The following is a 7,300-nucleotide window of genomic DNA, read 5'->3' as shown; positions in this document are numbered from 1 at the left end:
CGGGGGTCGCCCGTGGCCCCCCCCCCCCCCCCCCCCCCCCCGGGGCGGTATCGGGGGCGCCCCCCCCGGGCGGGGGGGGCGCACGCCCATGATCACGGTCGGGGGTGCGGGGCGGGGGTCAGTCCCGGGCGCCGGTGAGGTGCGGACGGGCGGCGAGCAGGGCCCCCAGGGCGGTGTAGCCGGTGAGCACCACCACCGCGCTGGCCGCGTCGATGGCGCCGGGGCCGAAGAGGGCGATGGCGGTCATCATGAGCGGGAAGTAGGCCTCCGCCCACAGCGGGAAGACGCGCAGCGCCCCGCGCCAGCGGCCGTGGACGGCCACCTTCACGGCGATGACGAGCATGCCGAGCATCGACAGCGGCCACGACGCGTCCACGGCCATGAGCCACCCCGCGTGGTCCTCGAAGAACACCGTCGTGAGGACGGTGGAGGCGCACGCCACGCCCAGCAGCGCGTGCTCGACCACGAGCATCCCGCGGGCGGCCCGCGACGTCCCCGTGGCCCGGGTGGCCCACATGATCCGCAGCAGGGCGAAGACGCCGACCTGGAAGGCCAGGCCGGAGAGCTCGCTGACCCGTCCCCAGCTCGGGGACTCCTCGTTGAGGCCGATCGCGAGGGTCGCGGCGACCCACACGAGGCCACCGGCGACCAGGACCAGGCCGCGGCGGCGCACCCAGGCGGTGCTCGGCGGGTCGGCCAGAGGCTGCTGCTGGCGCCGGCTGCGCTGCGCGGGGACCGGCGTCGCGGCGACGTCGGTGCGGGCGGGGGCGGGACGGTCGGTGAGGGACATCGCGGTCTCCTTGGGCTGGGCGGCGGGCTGGCCGCCGGAGGGGTCGTGCTGACGAGGACGACGCTGCCCGCGCCGGCGTCCCGGCCGTCAGGGCCGAGCGCTCCCGTCCCGGTCACGCCCGGTGTCCCGGCCGGCCGGGACACCGCGACCCGGGACAGCGGGACGCCCCTGCTGCCACCATCACCGCGTGGACACCGGCACCAGCGCACGGCTGCGCCCGACGGGCGCGCTCGTCGTGGCCGCCTGCGCGACAGCCCTGCTGGTCAGCGCCCTCCTGGACGCGCGCTCACCGGTCGCCTCGGTGCCGGACGCCGCGGCCACCGGGTGGAGCACCGCGCTCACCGGGCTGCTGCTGGCCGTGCCCGGGGCGCTGGTGCAGGCGCAGGGCCCCCGGACGCCGCGGGGGCGCGCGCACCCCGTCGCCGTCGTCCTGCTGGCCGGTGGCCTGCTGTGGGCGCTGGACGGCGTCGCCTCCTCCTGGCTGCTGCACACCCTGACCGCGGGCGACGGCACGGGCGCGACCGCGGCCTTCTGGGTCTACAACCGGCTCGGGGCCTCGCTCCTGCTGCCCCTGCCGCTGGTGCTGCTGCTCGTGCACGACGGCGCGCTGCCGCGCGGCCGGGCCTGGCGCCCCGCGGTGCTGGTCAGCCTGGCCAGCACCGCGCTGCTGCCGCTGGTGGTCCTCGGGGTGCCCTCCGGCGTCGTCGGGCAGTCGCCGGTGCCCGGCGTCGACCTCGACCCGGTGCCGCTGCCGGTGCCCGAGGCGGTCTGGGCGCCGCTGTGGGCGCTGGCCCGGGCGCTGACCCCGCTCAGCCTGCTGGTGCCCTTCGCGCTGCTCGTGGCCCGCTCGCGCGGCCCGGCCGGCCCGGCGCGCGACCGCAGCCGCTGGATGCTGTGGTCCGCGCTGGTCGCGGTGCTGACGATGCTCAGCGTGTGGTCGCTGCCGGCGGCGGTCAGCTCGGCGGCGCTGACGCTGTCGTGCGGCGTCGTCGCCGCCTCCTGCGCGGTCGCGCTCGTGCGGCCCGACCTCGTCGACGTCGACAGGCTGCTCGGCGGCACCGTGGTCTGGGCGCTCGTGGCCGGGGCGGTGCTCGTGGTCGACGTCGTCCTCGTCGCCGCAGCCTCGGAGCTGCTGGGGCGCGGCCTGTCCGAGCGCCAGGCCGCGCTCGGCGCCGTGCTGCTCGTCACCGCCGTCTACGGGCCCCTGCGCGAGCGCGTCTGGAGCGGGGTGCGGCGCCTCGTGCTCGGGGAGCGCGAGCACCCCTGGCAGGCGCTGTCGTCCCTGGCGCAGGCGCTGGAGCGCTCCGGGTCGGTGCGCGAGCAGCTGCAGGCGCTCGCGGCGTCCGTCGCGCACGCCTTCCGCGTCGACGACGTCGTGGTCGAGGTCGAGCGCGCCGACGGCGGCAGCCTGGTCGCCGTGCACGGGTGCCCGCTGGAGCCCGGTGCGCGGCGCGAGCTGCCGCTGACCTACCGGGGCCAGCCGCTGGGCCGGCTGCTGCTGCCCGCCGGGCCCGGTGGCGGCGTCGGGCGCAGCCGCCTGTCGCGGCGCGACGAGCGCCTCCTGGGCGACCTCGTCCGCCAGGCCGCGCTGGCCGCGCGCGCCGAGGCGCTCGCTGAGGACCTGCAGGCCAGCCGTGCCCGCATCCTCGCGGTGCGCGAGGAGGACCGGCGCCGCGTGCGCCGCGACCTGCACGACGGGCTGGGCCCGGTGCTGGGCGCCGCCGTCATGGCCGTCGACACCGTGCGCAACCTCGCCCCCGACCTGCCCGAGCCGGCGCAGCGGGTGCTCGGGCAGGTCCGCGACGACGTCCGCGAGGCGCTGGGCGAGGTCCGCCGCCTCGTGCACGACCTGCGCCCGCCGGCGCTGGACGACCTGGGCCTGGTGGGGGCGCTGCGCCAGCACGCCGAGCGCCTGGGCGTGACCGGCCTCGACGTGCGGGTCGAGGCCTCCCCCGACCTCGACGCCGCGGCGCTGCCCGCCGCGGTGGAGGTGGCGGCCTACCGGATCGCCGGGGAGGCGCTGACCAACGCGGCGCGCCACGCCCGGGCCACCCGCTGCGCGGCGCGCCTGTCCCGCCGCGGCAGCGCGCTGGAGGTGGTCGTGGAGGACGACGGGGGCGGCATCGACCCCACCGCCCCGGCCGGCGTGGGGCTGGCCTCGCTGCGCGAGCGCGCCCGGGAGCTGGGTGGTGCCTGTTCGGTGGCCTGCCCGCCCGGTGGGGGCACGCGCGTGGAGGCGCTGCTCCCGCTGCCGGCCGCGGAGCCCGCGGCCGAGCCCCTGCCGGACCCCCCGATGGGGACCGCGGCCAATACCGCCGTCCCGCAGCAGGTGGCCCGTGCCTGAGGGCGGCGGCGCCGTGAGCGGGGCCGCGCTGCCGCGGGTGCTCATCGTCGACGACCACCCGCTCTTCCGCGACGGCGTCGCCGCGCTGCTGGCCTCCACCGGCGTCGTCGAGGTGGTCGGCACCGCCGCCGACGGCGAGCAGGCGCTCGCCGCCGTCGCCCAGCACGACCCGGACGTCGTCCTCATGGACGTCCAGATGCCGGTGCTCGACGGCGTGGCCGCCACCCGCCGGCTCGTGGACGCCCGCGCGCGGGCCGCCGTCGTCGTCCTGACGATGTCGGAGGAGGACGCCACGGTCTTCGCGGCCGTGCGCGCCGGTGCGCGGGGCTACCTGCTCAAGGGCGCCGGGCAGGAGGAGCTGGTGGCGGCCGTGCGCACCGCCGCGACCGGCGGAGCGGTGTTCGGGGCGGCGCTCGCGGCGCGGATGGCGGCGTTCTTCGCGGCTCCCCCGGCGCCGCCGACGGCCGCGGCGGCCTTCCCGGAGCTGACCGCCCGGGAGGCCGAGGTGCTGGAGCAGCTGGCGGCCGGCCGCACCAACGCCGAGATCGCCGCGGCGCTGTTCCTGTCCCCCAAGACGGTGCGCAACGTGGTCTCGGCGGTGCTCGCCAAGCTGCAGGCCGCCGACCGCACCGAGGCCGCCGACCGGGCCCGCGAGGCCGGGGTCGCCCCGCGCTAGGTGGGCAGCCTGACGTCCGGTGGGGAAGCTGACGTCCGGATCCGGGCCAGGAAGCGGACCCCAGCCTGCCCACCGGACGTCAACCTCCCCACCGGTCACCCTGCGGACCGCCCAGGTCGCTGCAGCAACAGCCGCGGCGCACCGCCGCGGGGTCCTGCCACCTCGACCACGGCCGGCAGGACCGCTCCGGCCAGTTGCGCCTGCCTGACGGCGGCGACCTCGAGCACCTCCCGCCGGCAGGCCTCGGGCTCGGTGGTGAGGCGCCGGTGCGAGAACCGCAGCGTCTGGATGCCGAGCCCTGCCACGCGGGCGTCGCGAGCGATGTCGCGCTCCCGCTGCCACGGCGAGCCGTGGTACGCGCGACCGTCCAGCTCGACGGCGAGTGCGGTCCGCGGGTCGTAGCAGTCGAGGACGGACAGCCGACCGGCTGCCACGACCTCCACCTGGCGGCGCAGGTGGGCGAACTCCGGGCCGGTGAAGACGTGCTCGTAGCCCCACAGCTCCAGCTCGCTGCGGCACCCGGCCAGGATCTTCGCCACCAGCTGGCGCAGCTCGGCGGCACCATCCGCCTGGCGGCGCACGGCGAGCTCGGCGACCAGGTCGGCGGCTGTCAGCAGCTCCTTCCGGACGCCCAACAGTGCCGGAGCCCGCTGGTCGCTGCCGCTCAGCAGCGGCCAGCTCTCCACGACCGCGCGCTGGGCGGAGACCACGGCCAACCCGTCACGCTCCTGCCGCGTCGGTGCCGCCCGGCACCGGTGCAGCGCGACGCGCCAGGTCCCTGACGCTGGGACCGTCCGGCGCCGCTGGTGCGGGACGGTGACGTGCACCGCCGCCTGCGCCACCTCCTCGGGGACGGGCAGCCCGTGCACCTGCAGCGCCGTCGTGTGGGAGAGGGCGGCCGGCGCCCCCGCGAACAGGAGCGCTGCGCGCTGACGGGTCCGGGCGTCGTCGGCGTGGTCGGGCAGGGCGAGGACACCGGGCAGCACCCGGAGGACGACTCCCGAGGCGAGCGCCCTCGCGACCGCGGTGTTGCTCGTGGCGCTCGCGAGCTGGGCCCAGGACGCGACACCACCGAGCTCCTCGAGGGCAGCGGGCACGCGGGACGTGGGAGGCACGGCTCACCGTGGAGCTCCTCGCGCCTGGTGCGCGCGGCTCTCACGACGCCTGTGGGCGGGGCGCTCGGGACACGGTGAGGCACGTCGCCTGTGGGCGAGGCACGCAGACCGTCGGGGTGGGCAGCCTGGCGTCCGGTGGGCAGCCTGGCGTCCGGATCTGAGCCCGGAAGCGGACGTCAGCCTCCCCACCGAACGTGAGCCTGCCCACCGAACGTGAGCCTGCCCACCCGTCCGTCGAGTGCGGAGTTGCCGGCCGGGTCAGCGGACGGCGGCGCGGACCTGGTCGACGCCGCGGTTGGCCAGGGCGTCGGCGGCCTCGTTGCCGGGGTCGCCGGCGTGGCCCTTCACCCAGCGCCACTGCACGTCGTGGCGGGCGACGGCCTCGTCCAGGGCCCGCCACAGCTCGGCGTTCTTCACCGGCTGCTTGGCCGCGGTGCGCCAGCCGTTGCGCTTCCACCCGGCGATCCAGCTCTGGATGCCCTGCATGACGTAGGTGGAGTCGACGTGCAGCAGCACCGTCGAGCGCCGCTTCAGCGCTCCCAGGCCCTCGATGACGGCGGTGAGCTCCATGCGGTTGTTGGTGGTCACCGCCTCGCCGCCGAACATCTCCTTGGTGTGCTCCCCGGAGCGCATGAGCACGCCCCAGCCGCCGACGCCGGGGTTGCCCTTGCAGGCTCCGTCGGTCCACATCTCGACCACCGGCTGCTCGTGCTGCTCCTCGTCCACGCCGCTCACGCGGGAGACGCCGCGGGGGCTGTCGCTGCGGGCACCGGCACGCCGGCCTTGAGCAGCCCGTAGGTGATGCCGTCGACCAGGGCCTGCCAGGAGGCCTCGACGAGGTTGGGCGCGACGCCCACCGTCGTCCAGGTCGCCCGCCCGTCGGTGGTGTCGATGAGCACCCGGGTGGTGGCGTCCGTGCCGGCGTCGGCGTCGAGGATGCGCACCCGGAAGTCGGTGAGGTCCAGCCCGGCGATCTGGGGGTAGACCGGGATGAGCGCCTGGCGCAGCGCGGCGTCCAGGGCGTTGACGGGCCCGTTGCCCTCCCCCGTGGCCACGAGCCGCTGGCCGCCGGCGCGCAGCTTGACGGTGGCCTCCGACGTCGGGCCGGTGCCCTTGCCGTGCTCGATGAACGCCCGCCAGCTCTCCACCTCGAAGAAGGTGGGCCGCGCGCCGTCGCGGACCTCGCGCAGCAGGAGGTCGAAACTGGCGTCGGCCGCCTCGAAGGTCCACCCGGCCAGCTCCAGCTCCTTGACGCGGGCGACCGCGCGCGAGAGCACGTCCTGGTCACCGGCGAGGTCGTGGCCGAGCTCGCGGCCCTTGAGCTCGATGGAGGCGCGCCCGGCCATGTCGGAGACGAGCATGCGCATGTCGTTGCCGACGGCCGTCGGGTCGGTGTGCTGGTACAGGTCGGGGTCGACGCGGATGGCGCTGGCGTGCAGCCCGGCCTTGTGCGCGAACGCGGAGGCGCCCACGTACGGCGAGCGCGCGTACATCGCCACGTTGGTGATCTCCGCGACGGCGTGCGTGATGCGGGTCGCGTCGCGCAGGCACTCCGCGGGCACCACCTGCCGGCCCAGCTTGAGGACCAGGTCGGCGACGACGACGACGAGGTCGGCGTTGCCCGTCCGCTCGCCGTACCCGTTCACGCAGCCCTGCACGTGGGTGGCGCCGGCGCGCACGGCCGCCAGGGAGTTGGCGACGGCGCAGCCGGAGTCGTTGTGGGCGTGCACGCCGACCCGGGTGCCGGCGGGCGAGGCGGCCAGCGTGGCCGCCACGACGTCCTCCACCTCGTGCGGCAGCCGGCCGCCGTTGGTGTCGCAGAGCACGACGGCCTCGGCGCCGGCCTCCACCGCGGTGCGCACGACGGCCAGGGCGTGGTCGCGGTCCAGCTCGTAGCCGTCGAAGTAGTGCTCGGCGTCGAGGAAGACGCGCCGGCCGTGCGCCACGAGGTGCTCGACGGTGTCGCGCACCATGGCGAGGTTCTCCTCCTCGGTGGTGCGCAGCGCCAGCTTCACGTGCCCGACGTGGCTCTTGGCCACGATCGTCACCACCGGCGTCTGCGCGTCCAGCAGCGCCTGCACCTGCGGGTCGGTGGCCGCGGAGCCGCCGGCCCGGCGGGTGGCGCCGAAGGCGGCCAGCACCGCGTGGCGCAGGTCCAGCTCGGTGCGGGCCCGCGCGAAGAACTCGGTGTCGCGCGGGTTGGCGCCGGGCCAGCCGCCCTCGATGAAGCCCACGCCGAGCTCGTCGAGGTGGGCGGCGATCGCCAGCTTGTCGGCGACGGAGAGGTTGAGCCCCTCCTGCTGCGCGCCGTCGCGCAGCGTCGTGTCGTAGACCTGGACGTCGTGCGCCGTCGTCGGGGTCGTCGTCGAGCTCAT

Annotated in this window: 6 protein-coding genes; 2 read left to right on the top strand and 4 right to left on the bottom strand. The window is 76.9% G+C overall.

Annotated elements, in window-relative coordinates; all coding sequences use genetic code 11:
- Positions 1 to 118: 118 nt before the first annotated feature.
- Complete coding sequence (locus tag ACUN9U_RS13710; protein ID WP_445485555.1) at positions 119 to 790, bottom strand: hypothetical protein; 672 nt, start codon at positions 788 to 790, stop codon at positions 119 to 121.
- Between the two features lie 187 nt (positions 791 to 977).
- Here ACUN9U_RS13710 and ACUN9U_RS13705 point away from each other — a divergent pair, with 187 nt between their 5' ends.
- A complete protein-coding gene (locus ACUN9U_RS13705) occupies positions 978 to 3,134 on the top strand; it encodes a histidine kinase (RefSeq protein ID WP_445485554.1) in 2,157 nt (718 codons plus the stop codon).
- Complete coding sequence (locus ACUN9U_RS13700) at positions 3,127 to 3,810, top strand: response regulator (RefSeq protein WP_445485553.1); 684 nt, start codon at positions 3,127 to 3,129, stop codon at positions 3,808 to 3,810. Before ACUN9U_RS13705 ends, ACUN9U_RS13700 begins: the two co-directional genes overlap by 8 nt.
- A 95-nt stretch (positions 3,811 to 3,905) precedes the next feature.
- Here ACUN9U_RS13700 and ACUN9U_RS13695 read toward each other — a convergent pair whose 3' ends face one another.
- The 3 genes from ACUN9U_RS13695 to cimA all read right to left on the bottom strand — a co-directional run bounded on the left by ACUN9U_RS13695 (position 3,906) and on the right by cimA (position 7,300).
- A complete protein-coding gene (locus tag ACUN9U_RS13695; protein ID WP_445485552.1) occupies positions 3,906 to 4,925 on the bottom strand; it encodes a DUF559 domain-containing protein in 1,020 nt (339 codons plus the stop codon).
- Positions 4,926 to 5,183: 258 nt separating this feature from the next.
- Positions 5,184 to 5,615, bottom strand: coding sequence for a ribonuclease HI (gene rnhA, locus ACUN9U_RS13690; RefSeq protein ID WP_445485561.1), 432 nt, complete (start codon positions 5,613 to 5,615; stop codon positions 5,184 to 5,186).
- Between the two features lie 41 nt (positions 5,616 to 5,656).
- Positions 5,657 to 7,300, bottom strand: a complete 1,644-nt coding sequence (cimA, locus tag ACUN9U_RS13685; protein WP_445485551.1) for a citramalate synthase — start codon at positions 7,298 to 7,300, stop codon at positions 5,657 to 5,659.

Source organism: Quadrisphaera sp. KR29, from assembly GCF_052644995.1.
This window is presented reverse-complemented; position numbering and strand designations above follow the sequence as displayed.

Excerpts from the sequence above, each read along its gene's own strand:
- ACUN9U_RS13710 (WP_445485555.1), bottom strand. The coding sequence starts at position 790 with ATGTCCCTCACCGACCGTCCCGCCCCCGCCCGCACCGACGTCGCCGCG.
- rnhA (WP_445485561.1), bottom strand. The coding sequence starts at position 5,615 with ATGTGGACCGACGGAGCCTGCAAGGGCAACCCCGGCGTCGGCGGCTGG.
- cimA (WP_445485551.1), bottom strand. The coding sequence starts at position 7,300 with ATGAGCTCGACGACGACCCCGACGACGGCGCACGACGTCCAGGTCTAC.